Source organism: Aureitalea marina, assembly GCF_002943755.1.
GTDB classification, from domain to species: Bacteria; Bacteroidota; Bacteroidia; order Flavobacteriales; family Flavobacteriaceae; genus Aureitalea; species Aureitalea marina.
This window is the reverse complement of sequence record NZ_MQUB01000001.1, coordinates 1611229-1626379: the sequence shown is the minus strand read 5'-3', so window position 1 is coordinate 1626379 and position 15151 is coordinate 1611229. Positions and strand designations below refer to the sequence as shown.

Annotated in this window: 18 protein-coding genes; 9 read left to right on the top strand and 9 right to left on the bottom strand. The window is 46.1% G+C overall.

The window, feature by feature from the left end:
* Nucleotides 1–77 precede the first annotated feature (77 nt).
* Genes mnmA through BST85_RS07515 form a run of 3 tightly spaced genes read left to right on the top strand, consistent with a single transcriptional unit; the run spans nucleotide 78 to nucleotide 3863 of the window.
* Nucleotides 78–1271 (top strand): tRNA 2-thiouridine(34) synthase MnmA, encoded by a 1194-nt coding sequence (gene mnmA / locus BST85_RS07525; protein ID WP_104812685.1) that lies wholly within the window; start codon nucleotides 78–80, stop codon nucleotides 1269–1271.
* A gap of 25 nt (nucleotides 1272–1296) precedes the next feature.
* A complete protein-coding gene (locus tag BST85_RS07520) occupies nucleotides 1297–2916 on the top strand; it encodes a S8 family serine peptidase (protein ID WP_104812684.1) in 1620 nt (539 codons plus the stop codon).
* A complete protein-coding gene (locus tag BST85_RS07515; RefSeq protein ID WP_104812683.1) occupies nucleotides 2916–3863 on the top strand; it encodes an NAD(P)H-dependent flavin oxidoreductase in 948 nt (315 codons plus the stop codon). The genes BST85_RS07520 and BST85_RS07515 overlap by 1 nt, the downstream gene beginning before the upstream one ends.
* Here the strand turns inward: BST85_RS07515 and BST85_RS07510 are convergent.
* From BST85_RS07510 to BST85_RS07500, 3 genes are read right to left on the bottom strand one after another with little or no spacing between them, the layout of a single operon-like run.
* On the bottom strand, nucleotides 3860–4981 hold the full coding sequence (locus BST85_RS07510) for a serine hydrolase (RefSeq protein WP_104812682.1): 1122 nt from the start codon (nucleotides 4979–4981) through the stop codon (nucleotides 3860–3862). The two genes, BST85_RS07515 and BST85_RS07510, sit on opposite strands and share 4 nt — an antisense overlap.
* 37 nt (nucleotides 4982–5018) lie before the next feature.
* A complete protein-coding gene (locus tag BST85_RS07505; protein ID WP_181039984.1) occupies nucleotides 5019–5789 on the bottom strand; it encodes an anti-sigma factor in 771 nt (256 codons plus the stop codon).
* Nucleotides 5789–6346 carry an RNA polymerase sigma factor gene (locus BST85_RS07500; protein WP_104812680.1) on the bottom strand — a complete coding sequence of 186 codons (558 nt, stop codon included), beginning with the start codon at nucleotides 6344–6346 and terminating at the stop codon, nucleotides 5789–5791. The genes BST85_RS07505 and BST85_RS07500 overlap by 1 nt, the downstream gene beginning before the upstream one ends.
* 125 nt (nucleotides 6347–6471) lie before the next feature.
* Here BST85_RS07500 and BST85_RS07495 point away from each other — a divergent pair, with 125 nt between their 5' ends.
* Together BST85_RS07495 and BST85_RS07490 are read left to right on the top strand one after the other, a co-directional pair.
* Complete coding sequence (locus BST85_RS07495; RefSeq protein ID WP_104812679.1) at nucleotides 6472–6990, top strand: fasciclin domain-containing protein; 519 nt, start codon at nucleotides 6472–6474, stop codon at nucleotides 6988–6990.
* 167 nt (nucleotides 6991–7157) lie between these two features.
* Nucleotides 7158–7658, top strand: a complete 501-nt coding sequence (locus BST85_RS07490; protein WP_104812678.1) for a nicotinate-nucleotide adenylyltransferase — start codon at nucleotides 7158–7160, stop codon at nucleotides 7656–7658.
* A gap of 39 nt (nucleotides 7659–7697) precedes the next feature.
* On the opposite strand, the gene BST85_RS07485 is transcribed toward BST85_RS07490, so the two are convergent.
* The 5 genes from BST85_RS07485 to lysA all read right to left on the bottom strand — a co-directional run bounded on the left by BST85_RS07485 (nucleotide 7698) and on the right by lysA (nucleotide 11343).
* Nucleotides 7698–8372, bottom strand: a complete 675-nt coding sequence (locus BST85_RS07485) for a leucine-rich repeat domain-containing protein (RefSeq protein ID WP_104812677.1) — start codon at nucleotides 8370–8372, stop codon at nucleotides 7698–7700.
* 78 nt (nucleotides 8373–8450) lie between these two features.
* A complete protein-coding gene (locus BST85_RS14240) occupies nucleotides 8451–8654 on the bottom strand; it encodes a prolyl oligopeptidase family serine peptidase (RefSeq protein ID WP_181039983.1) in 204 nt (67 codons plus the stop codon).
* Entirely contained in the window at nucleotides 8651–9241 is a 591-nt protein-coding gene (locus BST85_RS07480) for a carboxylesterase family protein (protein WP_104812676.1), read from the bottom strand. Before BST85_RS07480 ends, BST85_RS14240 begins: the two co-directional genes overlap by 4 nt.
* Before the next feature lie 97 nt (nucleotides 9242–9338).
* Entirely contained in the window at nucleotides 9339–10070 is a 732-nt protein-coding gene (locus BST85_RS07475) for an SIMPL domain-containing protein (RefSeq protein ID WP_104812675.1), read from the bottom strand.
* 61 nt (nucleotides 10071–10131) lie between these two features.
* Entirely contained in the window at nucleotides 10132–11343 is a 1212-nt protein-coding gene (gene lysA / locus BST85_RS07470) for a diaminopimelate decarboxylase (RefSeq protein WP_104812674.1), read from the bottom strand.
* 172 nt (nucleotides 11344–11515) lie between these two features.
* On the opposite strand from lysA, the gene sucC reads away from it, so the two are divergent.
* The 4 genes from sucC to BST85_RS07450 all read left to right on the top strand — a co-directional run bounded on the left by sucC (nucleotide 11516) and on the right by BST85_RS07450 (nucleotide 14299).
* Entirely contained in the window at nucleotides 11516–12706 is a 1191-nt protein-coding gene (gene sucC, locus BST85_RS07465) for an ADP-forming succinate--CoA ligase subunit beta (RefSeq protein WP_104812673.1), read from the top strand.
* Between the two features lie 192 nt (nucleotides 12707–12898).
* Nucleotides 12899–13234, top strand: coding sequence for a hypothetical protein (locus BST85_RS07460; RefSeq protein ID WP_104812672.1), 336 nt, complete (start codon nucleotides 12899–12901; stop codon nucleotides 13232–13234).
* A gap of 98 nt (nucleotides 13235–13332) precedes the next feature.
* Nucleotides 13333–13731, top strand: a complete 399-nt coding sequence (locus tag BST85_RS07455) for a tellurite resistance TerB family protein (RefSeq protein WP_104812671.1) — start codon at nucleotides 13333–13335, stop codon at nucleotides 13729–13731.
* Between the two features lie 205 nt (nucleotides 13732–13936).
* The gene (locus BST85_RS07450) at nucleotides 13937–14299 is read left to right on the top strand and encodes an Hsp20/alpha crystallin family protein (protein WP_245917656.1); all 363 of its coding nucleotides are present in this window, start codon (nucleotides 13937–13939) and stop codon (nucleotides 14297–14299) included.
* Between the two features lie 107 nt (nucleotides 14300–14406).
* Here BST85_RS07450 and rluF read toward each other — a convergent pair whose 3' ends face one another.
* Nucleotides 14407–15150, bottom strand: a complete 744-nt coding sequence (rluF, locus tag BST85_RS07445; protein WP_104812669.1) for a 23S rRNA pseudouridine(2604) synthase RluF — start codon at nucleotides 15148–15150, stop codon at nucleotides 14407–14409.
* Nucleotide 15151 lies beyond the last annotated feature (1 nt).

Here is a 15151-nt window from a genome sequence, read left to right as displayed (position 1 = left end):
TCATGGTGACTTAGCTAATCCTTCCGATGCACCAGAAAATCGGAATTGTCGTAAATTTGCACTGAATTTTATCACTGATGGAAAAGAAGCGGGTAGTTGTTGGTTTGAGCGGAGGAGTCGATTCTTCCGTGGCGGCCTATTTGCTAAAGGAGCAAGGTTACGAGGTTATCGGCCTGTTCATGAAAAACTGGCACGATGACTCGGTTACCATTTCCAACGAATGCCCCTGGCTGGACGACAGTAACGATGCAATGCTTGTTGCGGATAAACTGGGTATACCCTTCCAGACTATCGATCTGAGCGAAACCTACAAAGAGCGTATAGTGGACTATATGTTCCGGGAGTATGAGCAGGGTCGTACACCGAATCCCGATGTATTGTGCAACCGGGAGATCAAGTTTGACGTTTTCCTCAAGATCGCCCTGGACCTGGGAGCCGACTACGTGGCAACCGGTCACTATTGTCGTAAAGATGTGGTAGAGAAGGACGGTGAGAAGTTTTACCGGCTATTGACCGGCAAGGACCCTAACAAGGATCAGTCTTATTTTCTCTGTCAATTGTCCCAGGAGCAATTATCAAAGACCTTATTTCCTGTTGGCGAACTGCTCAAACCCCAGGTGAGGGAGATTGCCTCAGAACAGGGTTTGATCACAGCAGAAAAGCGAGATTCTCAAGGTTTGTGTTTTATCGGTAAAGTCCGTCTTCCCGAATTCCTGCAACAGCAATTGGCGCCTAAGGAGGGACAAGTAGTTGAAGTTCCTGAGAATTTTGGGGGTTATCAAAGCGGACCATCCAGCTTTGAATCACCTCAAGAAGAATGGGCCTATCTGTCCAAAAAACCAGTCTATCAGCCAGAAGATGGAGAAGTGGTGGGAACCCACCAAGGGGCACATTACTTCACTAAAGGGCAACGGAAAGGTCTTGCCATAGGAGGGAAGCAGCAACCGCTGTTTGTGATCGAGACTGACGTAGAGCGAAACATTATTTATACAGGACAGGGAAAGGATCATCCAGGACTCTATCGAAGAGGCTTATTTGTCCGTGAAGAAGAACTTCACTGGGTTAGGGAAGACCTGGCCTTGGAGGAAGACCAGACCATGGAGGTGATGGCCCGCATCCGATATCGACAGCCCTTGCAGACGGCTCGCCTACACCGGACGTATTCAGGACTTTATGTTATCTTTGATAAGCCGCAGTCGGCCATAACCGAAGGGCAGTTTGTAGCCTGGTATCTGGAAGATGAGCTTGTAGGCAGCGGTGTGATCTCCTGATCAGTGAACGGTTCTATCCACAGCTATGAAAACATATTTACTCCTTTTTTTGCTGGTATCAGCATTTACTTCTCAAGCACAAATTCAGGATGCCTGGGTCTATTTTACCGATAAACCCGGCTCTGAGGAGGCCTTAGAGGATCCACTTTCCATATTGACCCAGGAGTCCTTAGACCGAAAGGCCTTGCACAATGTCTCCATTGATCTTAGGGATGTCCCAGTTGATCAGGGCTATATCGACCAGGTTAAGGCGGCAACCGGAGTGCTGGTTCTGGCCAAATCAAAATGGTTGAATTGCGTTTATGTTCAAGGAACTCAAGAGGATTTGGAAGCCCTTTTGGATCTGCCCATGGTACAACAGTTAGAGTTTGCTGATAAGGACCTCAATCTTCTTCCTGCCCCATCAGGTCGGAACAACAAATTCGAATTAGAAGATAGCTTCCAAAGAGTAACATATGACTATGGTGCCGCCGAGAATCAGATCAGCATGATAGGTGCAGATTTCCTGCACCAACAAGAACTTACTGGTGAGGGCATGATCATTGCCGTATTGGACAGTGGGTTTCCAAATGTCAATTCCATCCAGGCTTTCGATCACATCGTCAGTGATGGACGATTGCTGGGTACCTATAACTTTGTGGAACGCCAGGTAAGTGTAACGGGAACTGGTTCTCATGGGACCCGTACCTTCAGCGATATGGGGGCCTTGTTAGAAGGGCAGATCGTAGGTACGGCTCCAGGAGCCTCTTACTATCTTTTTCGAACAGAATTTGCCCCGACCGAGGTTCCGGTGGAAGAAGCGTATTGGGTGGAAGCTCTGGAACGAGCCGATAGTTTAGGTGTGGATGTTGTAAATACTTCTTTGGGATATCAGGATTATGACAACCCGAATTACGATCACAGTTACGAGGACCTGGACGGAGAGACTACATTCTCTGCCAGAGGAGCTAATATAGCCTTCGAAAAGGGGATGCTATTGGTCACTTCCGCCGGGAATGACGGTGGCGGTTTCACCTTTGTAGGCACTCCGGCAGATGCACCTGGAGTTTTGACGGTAGGAGCGGTAACGGCCTCCGGTGAATATGCCAGTTTTAGTTCCATTGGACCTACCGTGGATGGACGTGTGAAACCAGATGTGATGGCCCAGGGATCTCAGGCGGCCGTAATCAACGGAAACGGTAACCTGGACTTCAGTAGCGGCACATCGTTTAGTTCTCCAATTACAGCTGGTGCTGTGGCCAGTCTTTGGCAGTTCAGGCCAGAAACAACCAATGCCGAGCTGATGCAGATCATCAGAGAATCATCCTCCTTATTTGATGATCCAACTGATCAAATGGGTTATGGAATCCCGGATTTTGAAGAAGCCTATCAGCGACTTCAGACATTGGCGGTAGAAGACAATCTGGAACGGACTCGTTTTGGTATTTGGCCAAACCCGGCTACAGATGTGGTGATGATCAATTTTCCTGAGGGGATCCAAGGAGCAGAACTGACCGTTTATAACGTACTCGGGGAGGTAATTTTGCGGAGCAGCGTCAACGCAAATACCCCTCAATTCAATATTAGTCGTTTGGGTCAAGGGATGTATATTCTTAGCCTGGAAGGCAATAATCTGCGCCAATCGCTGAAATTGATCAAGCGTTAATGGAGACCAGAATAACTCAACTTTTTAATATTGATCTACCCATAGTTCAGGCCGGAATGATCTGGAACAGTGGTTGGAAATTGGCCTCTGCCGTCAGCAATGTAGGCGGATTGGGATTGATCGGGGCAGGATCAATGTACCCGCATATTCTGGAAGAACACCTTCAAAAATGCAAGGCTGCAACAAACCGGCCATTTGGGGTCAATGTGCCCATGCTCTACCCCAACCTGGAAGAGATCATGGATCTCATATTGCGTTATGAAGTACCTATAGTCTTTACATCGGCGGGAAACCCCAAAACCTTTACTCCTCGCTTGAAAGAGGCCGGAATCACGGTGGTGCATGTGGTAAGCAGCGTGAAATTTGCTCTGAAGGCACAGGATGCCGGTGTAGATGCCGTGGTGGCGGAAGGATTTGAAGCTGGTGGTCATAACGGAAGAGAGGAGACCACAACCTTTACGCTGATCCCGATGGTAAGGGAGAAGCTGGATGTGCCCTTGATTGCCGCTGGCGGTATAGCTAACGGTAGAGGGATGTTGGCTGCTATGGTATTGGGAGCGGACGGAGTGCAGGTAGGAAGTCGGTTTGTGGCTTCAGAAGAATCCAGTGCACATCAAGCATTTAAGCAGGTCGTTGTAGATGCCAAAGAGGGTGATACGCAATTGACCTTAAAGGAACTTGCGCCGGTACGTTTGATCAAAAATAAGTTCTATCAGGATGTACAGGACTTGTATAAGGAGGGGCCGACCGTAGAACAATTGAAAGAACTCCTTGGCCGTGCCCGTGCGAAAAGAGGGATGTTTGAAGGCGACCTGATCGAGGGTGAGTTAGAGATCGGGCAGATCTCCGGGCTTATACACGAGATTAAACCAGCCGCCCAGATCGTTTCCGATATGATGTCCGAATTTAGAGCTGCGGTAGGAGAGTTCTCTTCCTGGAAACTCTAACGAGTAGCGCTTTCATAGACGTATAGTTCCCGTCCTAACTGGGCCATAAATGGAATCCCGATCTTGTCGTATTCGTAATTATCATTGTTAAAGATACCGTCCTCATTGACCAGTATGGTAGCCGAAAGCATAAAACCGATACCCGTTTTGCGGTCGTGAATAAAAGCCGTCTCCGATAAGGTGCCATAGGCATAACCCACCTTGTTGTAGATGCTGATATGATCCGGTATAGGCTCCTTGCTGTCTCCGTAAAGAAAGAATTTCCCATAACTGTCGTAATAATCAGTCTGGTCGTAGCCTGCATCTTTCGGCAAGGTATGCATATGATGCAGGAGAGACTTCCTGCTTTCCGCACTGATTTGTGGCAATTGCTCTTGCTTAAAATTGTCCGGGAAAATGATTCTTTTCATCAGTGCATGTTGGGTAGCCAGTGGAAAATAGTTCTTCCGGCTAAAGTCCATTGGCTCATTGACTATATTACCATCTCGTATAAATCCTTTGCCTTTTTTTATAAGATCCAGCTGAAGTGGCACGATCTCCTGATCCATCCCTCCGCCGAGTTGGAGTGTGTCTCCATTTTCTTCAAACCACAATGTGTCTCTCCTAGCCCGGTCTGAGTCAGGGGTCGATAATCGATGAGCCATCCTGAACGCGCCTACACCCAGATCTGCCATCCTATTGTTGATCTGGTCCCTGCCCATTAATTCATACAATCGGTTATTGGCGGCATTGTCTGAAACGGCAAAGATCTGCCGAACATCATCATCTATAGAATGCCAAATGCTGTCCGGGCTGGAGCGAAATGAACTTTTCAAATTTATTTCAGGCTGGGCATCGGCATATTCCAAGGCCAAGACCGCAACAGGGAACTTTACGGTACTCGCGGGGTAGAAATAACTGCTGTCCCTTGTTCTGAAGGTATAGTCCTGGAAACTGATCGCTCCATTTTCCAAGGTATCTATTCGGGTATAGATGATCTGGATCTCATATTTCTTTACATCGTGCAGCACATTGAGCATGGCCGGATGGCTGCTCCTAAGCACATGTTGAATGGGATCAAGGTCGGGTCCGGAACAGGCCGTCAACAAAATGAGTAAAAAGAGAAGAAGGAAGCGCATGGCCTAAAAATACAATTTAGGCCCAAAAGATAAGGGCTTAATTCAGGTAAACGTTCGTAATGAGACGGGTGACCGTTGGGTGGTCGCTACCTCCGGCTGGTTCAATAGTGATATTCAGCGATTCTGCCTCGTCCAGGTATCTCATGGCGACCATGGACTCGCCTTTAGGTATAACTCCCATATCGATCATTTCACCATCTACGTCACCCCATAACTGGTAGTCTTCTTCGTCGCTTAGTTCCGGTAGTCCAACGGTATTGAGATAAACCTCTTTCTCGGTGTGGTTCACATAGGAGATCACCTCGGTCTGTGGAGATTTCAAATTACCTTTCATAAGATAACGTTCCGTATTGGGATCGTTAATAGCGGTATACCATTGCTGGGTCCGATCGTATTGATCATTGATCTTTTCCAGCTCGGTCTGTAATTCTGAATTTTCAGTCTGAACTACTTCGACCTGATTCTCCATCTGTCGAACTTCCTTGAATAACCATCCAGAAGTCAACATAAATACAGCGGCCAAACTAGCCGCGATTGCGAAATACGCATTGCGCTCGTTTCGCTTCAACTGTATAACCTTCTGTTTAGGATCGCTAGCTTCCATCACGGCAGCCTTAATGGCGGCAGGGGGGACAATCGCATTTTCCAAGGCCATGGACTCCAAGTCCTCTTCCAATTGTGAAAGTTGGGCACGTAATTCACCGTCGGCTTCTAGCTGGGATTCCAGCATCATAAGCTCCTCCTGGCTAAGTTCCCCCAGGACATGGCGCTCAAGCAGGCCAGCTTCAATTATTTCTTCTCGCTTCATCATAACATCTTGTCGATCATCATCATCAGCAGTGCAGTTACCACCTGATAATTTTCTCTCAACTTCTTCAGTGCCTGGCGAATGTAGGATTTAAAGGTGCCCAGAGCTACATTCATCTCCTGGTGGGCCTCTCTGTGGGTCATCCCACTAAAGTATACCAGATCCAGGGCTTGTTTGTGGTGAGGTTCCAACTTGGCGATTGCCCCGTTTAATGCCTCACGGTCAAGAGGCTGTTCCTCGGAGGCCCCTTTATTATCATATACACTTAAATCCTCTTTTTGGATGAGGTCAGGTGAATTTCTTAAAAAATTTAACATTTTATTTCGCCCAATTCGATATGCCCAGGTATAGAATTGGCCTTTTTCAGGATTGTAAGAGTTCCTTTTCTCCCAAATCGTGATAAATGTTTCCTGCAAAACGTCCTGTGCGATATCTTCCTGCCGACACATCCTCAGTAAAACACCGTAGATCGCGCCCGAGTACTGGTCGTAGAGGTGGGAAAGAGCTTGCTGGTCTCCCTCAAGAAAGCGTTGGATGATGGTGGAATTTACGGGCATCTATATTTAGCGATCCCTTAAAAATAAAAAAAAATGCCCTGCTGCTCATCCAAAATGCAAATCCGGTGTATATAAGAATGTAAGCGCGCCAAAAAATTGTAATCTATAATCATAAAAAAAGAATCATGAAAAAGATCATTTTTATTCTAACTACTGTATTAGTATTCTCAGGAGCTCAGCAAATGGTGGCTCAAAGTTCAAAGAGCATCGTAGATATCGCTGTATCCAACAAGGACTTCTCTACGCTTGTTACTGCCCTTAAAGCGGCCGACCTTGTAGGTGCCCTTCAAGGTGACGGACCTTTCACCGTTTTTGCCCCGACCAACGCTGCCTTCTCCAAAGTAGACAAGAATGCCTTGAATGGTTTGCTACAACCAGAAAACAAAAAAGCTCTGACCAACGTATTGACTTATCACGTAGTAAGCGGACAATTGAACGCCTCTGATGTAGTAGGTGCACTGAAAAAAGGAAATGGAAAAGCCGAAGTGAAGGCTTTGAATGGACAGACTTTGACTGTTGTACAGAAAGACGGAAAGATCTGGCTGAAAGACCAAAACGGAGCTTACAGTGAGATCATCAAAACTGATGTGATGGCGAGCAATGGTGTGATCCACATCATTGGAGACGTTGTTATGCCGAAGTAAGCATCGGTAAATTGCTATGAAAGAGAATCCCGCTGTAAGGCGGGATTTTTTTTATTTTTTATTTTTATAAAAATAATCCTATAGGAATTATAGGAATTATGACTTTTATCATTGTTGGTTGATTATCAACTGGGTACATTCGCTTTATTAATCTTAAATCCTGTATCATGAGAAAAGTTATTATGGTCGTATTCTTGTTAGGCCTAACCAGCCAGCTGTTTGCACAGGACGTGGAACAACTTAAAGAAGTAGTGGTAACCGCAATCAACTATAAATACTTGAGTGCGGTGGATAATTCCGAAGCCGCCATTCCTGTTCAAACCCTAGAGAGACAGGCTGCCCGATTCAACGTTGAAGAGCAAGACCTGTACATTGACGATTACGCTACTTACAATGTTTCCTTCTACATCCCTGACGGGAAGATTGTGGCTGCCTACAATGAGAAGGGAGAAATTGTCAAGACCATCGAGAAGTTTGAGAATGTCCAATTACCTGAAGAGGTAAGGGTATCGCTCAAATCGCGTTTCCCGAATTGGGAAGTTGTCAAGGACGTCTATATGGTGTCATACACCAAGGACAAGGGAGCCAAGAAGATCTACAAGATCAAGATGAAGAATGGCGACAAGACCATGCGGGTTAAGTTGGACCACTTGGGCAATTATATGTAGCGATTTATAATATAATCCCGCCTTGGTGGCGGGATTTTTTTATTGACACTTGATGGCATATTCATCTTCCGGATCCTTCTCCCAGCCATCTGGGATATCCGCAAGCTGATTGGAATTGACCTTGATACAGGTCAAGGGATTGCCGACTATATTAAATTGGAACAACTCATTGTTGGCCGATACATCGATCGCGTCTAACGCATTGTTCGTCAGGTTGAGTAGGTTCAATACGGGGTTGTTGCTTACTGTCAGTTCGGTGAGTGAATTATCGATCGCACCGATCTTCTCCAGGACAGCCAGGTTGCTTACATCCAGTTCGGAGATCTGATTCTGATCAAAGAACAGGAATTTCAAGTTGCTGTTTTGGGTAACATCTATGGCGGTGAGCTCGTTATCCTGGACCCACAAATTCTCAAGATTTGTGAAATCCTGGATACCGGTCAGGTCGGCAATTCCTTTTTCATTCAGTACAAGTTCCAGGATATTCTGGGCACTCGCAGTCCGGATACTGCCATCCAGAACATCGTCAAATCCAAGGTCGATCAAGGCCTGCTCAAAAGCCTCATCCGGAATAGCTGTCAGCTCTATCCCCTGGTCATCATCGTTGGATCCTCCCTGGTCGTCATCGTTCATAATAGGTGGATCATTGCTATCCGAGGAGCAGGACCAACCCATCAGGGCGATCAAAAGGAGGTAAATCAATCTCTTTTTCATTACAATTACAATTGAGGCCGTGGGCCAGTTTTTTCAAATATATTGGATGCACTTCAACAATGGGAGCTAGAATCATTGTCATTGTTTATGGCTAAATAGCCAAGGTAAGAGGTCCGGCTCTGCAAAGGCCTGGTTCCAGCTATCGTGTTTCACATCGGGGTACAGACTAAACCGGACATCAATACCCATATCGCGCATGGCCTTGACAATCTCTTCACTGTGTATTGGAGGCACTACATTATCTGCCTGCCCGTGGAAGACCCACCAGGAAAGTCCTTTCAATCGGCCAGCCGATGCAGGATGTGCTCCCCCACATATGGCAAAGGCTGCCGCAAATTTTCCCGGATTGCGTTGAACGATCTCGAAGGTGCCCATACCCCCATGGAAAGCCCACCAACATAGAGCCTATCCTTATCTAAAGGGAGACTGGACTCCAGTCGTTCCATTAATGCCTTTAAAAGGTCTTGATGGAGATTTTTTTCAATACCCTCAGGAAGGGTATATTGCCTGGCTGCTGGTCCGGGTTTCCAGACAGAATTATTCCATTTTACTCCTTTACGGCATTGAGGAAATACCACAAAGGCAGGATAATTGGCCCGGACATCTCCTCTCATAAAGAGGTCGGCTCCATGAGTGAGTTGAGCTTCATTGTCATTGCCTCGCTCTCCCGAACCATGTAAAAACAGGATCAAGGGATATTTCCTGTCGGGCTCCAGGTTTTCGGGGAACATAATCCGATAGGGTAGGGTGTCCTTCCCCACCACCAGGCTAGCCTTATTGTAGAGGGAATAGTCTTGGGCAATCACTAAATCCGTAAATATCCCAAATGCCAGAAAGAGGCAAAACACGAGTAATCTCTTGGTTTTCATGAGAGTTAAGTTAGCGATAATTCTGCTATTCGGCTCGATTATCACCAAGGTGTTACCTCCAGATGATCATAAATAACTTAGAGCGATTCTAAATGGATCAATCCACCTTAAAGACAGATTTGACGGTTATTGATGCAGTCTTGTGTTTGGCGGAAGTATTGAAGGTGCCTCCCCAGGAGTAGTCCTCATCGGCATTCTGCCCGGTGATCTGGAAAACTCCCATCCTGGAGGTCTGCAGCTCACCCAGGTCGCTCCCTGATTGTTCGGCCATTCTTTCGGCCCTTATCCGGGCATCCTCTGAGGCTTTGGAGATCAATTCGATCTTAAGATCAGCTAGTTTGGTGTAGTAGTATCGCGGGGCCTGGGAATAGAATTGTACCCCCTGGTTCAAGAGTTCGGTAACTTCCCTCGAAATGGATTCTATCCGCTCTACAGCTCCAGACTCGATCTGTACGGTCTGACTCAATCGATAACCACTGAATTCCTCTCCCATATAATCGCCGCTGGAGGAGTATTTCTGCCTGGTCATCCGGTTGGTGCTAACCGCGTTGAAAACGATCTCACTGGCCGATACCCCTTTGGAGATCAAGTATTGCTCAATGAGGGCTTGATGGTCCTTAAGCTGACCATAGGCCTGCTGCATATTCATATTATCTACGGAAAAACTGCCTTGCCAGACGATGAGATCAGAGCTGAAATTCGTCTCTCCAAGCCCGGTTACACTGATGTTACCTTCCGGACGGCTTCTGTCTACATAGGAGGAACCCAGTAAATAGGCGCCGGAGATGATAGCGATACTGAAAATGATGGTGCTGATGATGGTTTTCATGGGATACTTTGGATTTAAGATTGAACATTCTGCTCTAATCCAACAACCATACCATTCTTTTTTAAGCCTCCATCTCGATCAATTTTTGGCGGCGGATTAGATCCTCAAAATCTTCGCGCTCACGGATCAGATGGGCCTTACCGTAGACCATCAATACTTCGGCCGGTCGATACCGGCTGTTGTAATTGCTGGACATGGTCATGCAATAGGCGCCGGCATTGCCAAAGGACAAAATATCCCCTTCCCGGATCTCTGAAATGCGGCGGTTGTTACCAAAAGTGTCTGTTTCGCAGATATAACCTACCACACTGTAAAAGCGTTCCCTTCCCTCGGGGTTAGAGATATTCGCTATCTCATGCCTGCTGCCGTATAGCATAGGGCGTATCAAATGATTGAAACCACTGTCGATCTGGGCAAAGACCGTAGATGTAGTTTGCTTCACCGCATTGACCCTTGCCAGGAACTTTCCTGCTTCGCTAACCAGGAATTTCCCAGGTTCAAAGGACAGGGTCAGGTCCTTGTTTCGTTCGGCGCAGAATTTGTTGAAGCGCTTGGAAAGTTTTTCTCCCATCTCTTCGAGATTGGTCTCGATATCTCCTTCGCGATAAGGAACTTTAAAGCCGCTTCCGAAATCGATGAATTCCAGGTTCTCGAAATGGGTGGCTGCTTCGAACAAGATCTCAGAGGCATACAGGAACACATCGATATCCAGAATATCACTGCCTGTGTGCATGTGGATTCCGTTGATGATCATTCCGGTATTGGATTCGATACGCTTGATATGAGGAAGCTGATGGATGGAGATTCCGAACTTCGAATCGATATGACCAACAGAAATATTCGTATTCCCACCTGCCATGACATGCGGGTTGATCCGCACGCAAACCGGAATAGCCGGATGACGAGTCCCAAACTGCTCCAGGATAGAGAGGTTATCGATGTTGATCTTAACGCCTAATTCAGCCGCTTCTTCGATCTCCTCCAAAGACACTCCATTGGGTGTATAAATGATGTCCTGTGGGAGCACTCCAGCCTCAAGTGCTAGTTTCACTTCCTGTATGCTCACAGTATCCATTCCCGCTCCCAATTTGTTGAGCAAGGACAGGACGGAAAGATTGGACAGGGCTTTGACTGCATAATGAATCTTTAGCTTATCTACCGATCTAAAAGCATCGGTCAGCCGTTTGTACTGGGATTTGATCTTATCGGCATCGTAAACATATAAAGGGCTTCCAAATTCTTCGACTGCATTGAGTAGATCCTGATGTGTCATGGTCCAAAAAGTTAAGCGGGTAAAGTTAATTGGAATTTCGATTCGTAAACCGAACAAGAGCCCTGTTTTTTTGCCCGGTTGGCCAGGGAGGAGGGAGACTTGATTTCTACCTATAAAAATTCGGCAATTGATGGGACAATCCTTATTTTTGTCGGGTTAAAAATCAGCATCGATGAACTTACACGAATATCAGGGAAAAGAGATCTTAAATAGTTTCGGAGTAGAGATACAAAGAGGGATGGTAGCGACTAGCCCGGAAGAAGCTGTTGAGGCGGCAAAGAAACTGACCGAGGAGACCGGAACGGGTTGGCACGTGATCAAGGCACAAGTACATGCCGGAGGCCGTGGTAAAGGCGGTGGAGTAAAGTTGGCCAAGTCTCTGGATGAGGTCAGAGACATTGCCGGACAGATCATCGGGATGGATCTGGTCACTCCTCAGACCCCACCTGAAGGGAAGCGAGTACATCAGGTGCTGATCGCAGAAGATGTGTACTATCCGGGAGACAGTGAACCGGAAGAATATTATATGAGTGTCTTGCTGGACCGTGCCAAAGGGAAGAATATGATCATGTATTCTACTGAAGGTGGAATGGACATCGAGGCAGTTGCCGAAAAGACCCCTCACCTGATCTTTACCGAGGAGGTGGACCCGGCGGTCGGACTGCTACCTTTCCAAGCTAGAAGAGTGGCCTTCAACCTGGGGTTGAGTGGACAGGCATTCAAGCAAATGACCAAATTCGTATCGGCGCTATACAAAGCCTATATATCTTCGGATGCTTCTCTGTTTGAGATCAACCCGGTTTTGAAGACCAGTGACGATCGTGTGATCGCCGTAGATTCTAAGGTCACCCTGGACGACAATGCTCTTTATCGTCACAAGGACTATGCGGCCATGAGGGATATCCGGGAGGAAAACCCGATAGAGGTGGAAGCCAAAGCGGTTGGACTGAACTATGTTGATCTGGACGGAAATGTAGGATGTATGGTTAACGGTGCCGGATTGGCTATGGCCACCATGGACCTGATCAAACAAGCTGGGGGAGAGCCAGCCAACTTCCTAGATGTTGGAGGTACTGCTGATGCTGAACGAGTAGAAACAGCTTTTAATATCATCTTGAAGGATCCTAATGTAAAAGCCATCCTGGTGAATATCTTTGGTGGGATCGTTCGTTGTGATCGCGTTGCCCAGGGAATCGTTGATGCCTACAAGAACATGGGAAGCATAGATGTTCCTATCATTGTGCGTCTGCAGGGAACTAATGCTGACATCGCCAAGGAGCTGATAGACAACAGTGGCCTGGATGTTCAATCGGCGGTGGCCTTCCAGGAAGCAGCCGATAAGGTGCAGGCGGTTCTCGCATAACCCACATCCTTGCTGGACCTTGATCCTGTGTTACCTAAATACTTCATGTTGAGCGTTTAGTGTTAAGCAACGTTAAGTTTGGTTAATAAACCGTTAAAAACTAAAACGTTGAGTAACATAATTGATTTTGATACGTCTATAAAGCATATCAATCATTTATCAATCATTTATCAATCATTAAAAACGAACATCATGAGAACAATCAAATCAATCGCACTGGCACTTGCACTTTTGACTGGAACCGTATTATCTGCAGCCACCGAACCAGTAAAGGAATTAAACAAGTCATGTTCTGAGCAAATCGCAGAACTGCTTGAAAACCCTCAATTTCAAGTTGACGCAGAGATCTCTGCCTATGTAACCTTCATGTTGAACGATGATAACGAGATCGTAGTTCTTGACGTGGAGACCGAGAATCAACAAGTAGAGCGTTTTGTAAAAGCTCGCTTGAATTATCAAGAGATCGCTACTAACCTTGAGCAGGGTAAACAGTACAACGTTCCCGTGCGGATCGTTGCCGCGAGTTAATTAAGTGAGAGTAGTAAATTTGGTTGCCCGGTCCTTGTGACCGGGTTTTTTAATTTAATATCTGAAGTATTCTTATTTTTGTCTCACGTAATAAACCAATGAGTTCCCTAAAGAAACAAGCCCTGATCAGTGACCTGATCGTTCTGGCCCACGCCGATGATAAAGTAACGGCCTCGGAGTACGATTTTATTCAACGCCTGGCCAGAAGGATGGATATCACCCAGGCGGAGGTTGATGCTCTATTTCAGCATCCACTGCCTTCCAAACCCATATTCTCCGAGTTAGAGCGGATCATCCATTTCCACAAGCTGTTACTGGTCATGAATGTAGATGGGGAGATCCACGAGAAAGAGGTGGAGACCATCAAGGAGTTTGGTCTAAAGATGGGTATCCGGCCCGCGGCGATCGATCGAATTCTCAATCGCTTGAACGACTATGAACACAAACTGATCCCATCTGAAGAATTGGTCAAGATCTTCCAGACCTATTACAATTAATAAATAGCGGGTTATCATTCTTGAATTCCGACAAAATGTCCTTGAAAATGAGTTGTTTCAGGACAAAATGTCGCTAAATTCGAATTGGCTTCCTATTTGCAATTGATGTGGAAAACAACTTTAATTCACATTGGTTATGAGAATGATAAAACGAAATACCGGATTGTTTCCCAGCTTGTTTGACGACTGGTTTATTGAGAATCGATTGGACAGGCAAGATTATGAAACATTTAGCATTCCCGCTGTCAATATTAGCGAGAATTTTTCCATCTTTGCAATCGAAATTGCGGCCCCAGGTTTGAAGAAGGAGGATTTCTCCATTGAGCTTGATAAACAGGTGTTAACAATCTCTTCAAAAAATCATCCGGCGGATGATTCTGAGTCCGAAATTAAGCGTAAATTTAACCGTAAGGAGTTTAACTACGGAGAATTTACCCGGTCTTTCAAAATACCTGAAACGGTAAACATAAATGAGATCGGAGCAAATTATGAAAGTGGGATTTTGAGTATCACCCTTCCCAAAAAGGAAGAGGAGCAAGATATTAAACGGATGGTTGAGATTTCATAATTGAAATTTAATTTGGTTAGTTAGTTGAAAACGACCGCGTGCTACTCAATCGGCACGCGGTTTTCTTTTGGAATATACTCAAGTTGTTAGCCCTGTTGGAAATGAAATTATTGGGGCTTAAAAGACTGATTGTCAGAATCTTTAAGTTCTTTCTTTAGATCCTCTAACTCTCTGGTAGTCAAATCTCTCCAGGCACCAGTAGGAAGATCTCCCAAAGCGATGTTCATAATACGGATCCGCTTCAATTTGACGACCTCATATTCAAAGTATTCACACATGCGCCTGATCTGTCGGTTCAAACCTTGGATCAAAATAATCCTGAAAACATAGCGGCTTATTTTCTCAACTTGACAGGGTTTGGTCACGGTGTCCAGGATAGGAACTCCACTGGACATACGCTTTAAAAATTCTGGAGTGATGGGCCGATCCACCGTAACAATATATTCTTTCTCATGCCGGTTCCCTGCACGGAGTATTTTATTAACAATGTCCCCATCGTTGGTCATCAATAATAAGCCCTCGCTGGGTTTGTCCAGCCGCCCTACATGGTAGATCCTTTCCGGGTGATTGATGAAGTCCACCACATTACCTTTTACTCGTTGATCCGTTGTTGAAGTTATACCTACAGGCTTATTCAGGGCGATATAGACCAGATTCTCTTGACTCTTGATCGGTTTGCCATCTACGGTAACTACATCCTGTGGCATCACACGTTGCCCCAAGCCGGTCGGCTCGCCGTTGATCTGGACACGTCCTTGTTCGATCAGTTTGTCCGCCTGTCTGCGGGAACAGTAGCCGCTATCGCTGATGGCTTTGTTTAGTCTGACGGAATCCGGGTGATGTTGACTCATA

Bases quoted from the DNA above. Each gene is read 5' to 3' on its own strand.
- BST85_RS07460 (WP_104812672.1), top strand. From the start codon at position 12,899: ATGAGAACAATCAAATCAATCGCACTGGCACTTGCACTTTTGACTGGA.
- BST85_RS07490 (WP_104812678.1), top strand. From the start codon at position 7,158: ATGAGAAAAGTTATTATGGTCGTATTCTTGTTAGGCCTAACCAGCCAG.
- mnmA (WP_104812685.1), top strand. From the start codon at position 78: ATGGAAAAGAAGCGGGTAGTTGTTGGTTTGAGCGGAGGAGTCGATTCT.
- lysA (WP_104812674.1), bottom strand. From the start codon at position 11,343: ATGACACATCAGGATCTACTCAATGCAGTCGAAGAATTTGGAAGCCCT.
- BST85_RS07475 (WP_104812675.1), bottom strand. From the start codon at position 10,070: ATGAAAACCATCATCAGCACCATCATTTTCAGTATCGCTATCATCTCC.
- BST85_RS07515 (WP_104812683.1), top strand. From the start codon at position 2,916: ATGGAGACCAGAATAACTCAACTTTTTAATATTGATCTACCCATAGTT.
- BST85_RS07510 (WP_104812682.1), bottom strand. From the start codon at position 4,981: ATGCGCTTCCTTCTTCTCTTTTTACTCATTTTGTTGACGGCCTGTTCC.
- sucC (WP_104812673.1), top strand. From the start codon at position 11,516: ATGAACTTACACGAATATCAGGGAAAAGAGATCTTAAATAGTTTCGGA.
- rluF (WP_104812669.1), bottom strand. From the start codon at position 15,150: ATGAGTCAACATCACCCGGATTCCGTCAGACTAAACAAAGCCATCAGC.
- BST85_RS07495 (WP_104812679.1), top strand. From the start codon at position 6,472: ATGAAAAAGATCATTTTTATTCTAACTACTGTATTAGTATTCTCAGGA.
- BST85_RS07505 (WP_181039984.1), bottom strand. From the start codon at position 5,789: ATGAAGCGAGAAGAAATAATTGAAGCTGGCCTGCTTGAGCGCCATGTC.
- BST85_RS07520 (WP_104812684.1), top strand. From the start codon at position 1,297: ATGAAAACATATTTACTCCTTTTTTTGCTGGTATCAGCATTTACTTCT.
- BST85_RS07480 (WP_104812676.1), bottom strand. From the start codon at position 9,241: ATGAAAACCAAGAGATTACTCGTGTTTTGCCTCTTTCTGGCATTTGGG.
- BST85_RS07500 (WP_104812680.1), bottom strand. From the start codon at position 6,346: ATGCCCGTAAATTCCACCATCATCCAACGCTTTCTTGAGGGAGACCAG.
- BST85_RS07485 (WP_104812677.1), bottom strand. From the start codon at position 8,372: ATGAAAAAGAGATTGATTTACCTCCTTTTGATCGCCCTGATGGGTTGG.
- BST85_RS07455 (WP_104812671.1), top strand. From the start codon at position 13,333: ATGAGTTCCCTAAAGAAACAAGCCCTGATCAGTGACCTGATCGTTCTG.